This window comes from Ruminiclostridium hungatei (genome assembly GCF_002051585.1).
In the GTDB taxonomy this organism is placed as follows: domain Bacteria; phylum Bacillota; class Clostridia; order Acetivibrionales; family DSM-1351; genus Ruminiclostridium; species Ruminiclostridium hungatei.
Genome location: NZ_MZGX01000071.1, coordinates 1 through 1,218, shown reverse-complemented (window position 1 = coordinate 1,218; position 1,218 = coordinate 1). Strand labels below are relative to the sequence as shown.

Here is a 1,218-nt window from a genome sequence, read left to right as displayed (position 1 = left end):
GAGTATAATGTTACTATTCCAGATATAGGAATAAGTATAATCCAAATAAATGGCATAAAGAAAATAAAAATAATATTTATAGCACTAAGGATACAAATAATTATCAATAAACCTATACTCATATAATATGCCCATGGACGCCTTATAATCAAAGCAATAATCAATATAATAAAAATCATGCTAATTGCACCTAGAATAATTACTGAAAGAAAGCTTTCTTTATTAGTAATTTGGTAGTACATAAAATTAATTATATATAAAATTCCTATAAGGTAGCTAGCAACTAAAGCGGGTATTTGCCAAGACCGTTTTGTACTCATAGTAATCAATTCCTCCAAAATATAATTTATTAAAAGAATCATTTATATAGCAGAATTTTAAAAATTATAAATTCTACTCCTATAATTTAAATATTTCTCTACACTATTGCCAATCATAATCAACCCTTAACCCATTTACAGTATAATTAACACTACTCGGGAGTTGCTTAGTAAAAGAATTTACCATTTGTTTATTTTTTAATGTAATACTTCCTATCATTCTTATGTCACTTGCAGATACACCCCCATATCCTGGAAGAAAACCATTTACCCACCAGTGTACCGAGTCATATCTAGTAAAAACAGGGTACTTACTATCATTTGCATATAGAGTAAAAGACACAGGCATATAGTTTAATAAATCAGCACCATTATAGTGTCCGAAATACCCTAACCCACTACTAGTATAAATACCCATTTCACCACCAAGTCCCATATTCTTATAATCTCCTGATTTCCAGAATTGAATTCTAAAATTGTCAAACTCCATCTTTATAGTATTCATGTCACTAGCCACACCAAAAACAATATCATAAAGATCGTTATATCCAAACATTTTTACTAAAGAATTTTGGGGTGAATAATAAATGCCTTGCGTGTTATCTGCTACAAATGTAGGCCTATAAATTAATGAAAATTTAAACTTGGGAAACCTTGCTTGAGACCTTATGTTATCTGCCAATTCATGATACTGCCTCCTTTTATCAGAGTCTTTTGTCCCATTATATAAGTTTCCTAATGTTATAAGTGACTGGTATGTTGCTGAGCCTTTTCCAAATTCCGTTGCATCTGGGTCAAAACACCAAACACCATTTACATAACCTGGCTGTCGTAAATGTCCTGATGAGTCCGAAAACATTATCGGGTTATTCCCACAATACGTATACAAATTCAAACT

General features: G+C 31.0%; 2 protein-coding genes. Both read right to left on the bottom strand.

From position 1 onward, the window contains the following. The coding region (locus CLHUN_RS22415) for a hypothetical protein (protein ID WP_207559205.1) at nucleotides 1-320 on the bottom strand (320 nt) is incomplete at its 3' end. A gap of 103 nt (nucleotides 321-423) precedes the next feature. Next, a partial coding sequence (locus tag CLHUN_RS21555) for a DUF4474 domain-containing protein (protein ID WP_207559204.1) occupies nucleotides 424-1,218 on the bottom strand: 795 nt, incomplete at its 5' end.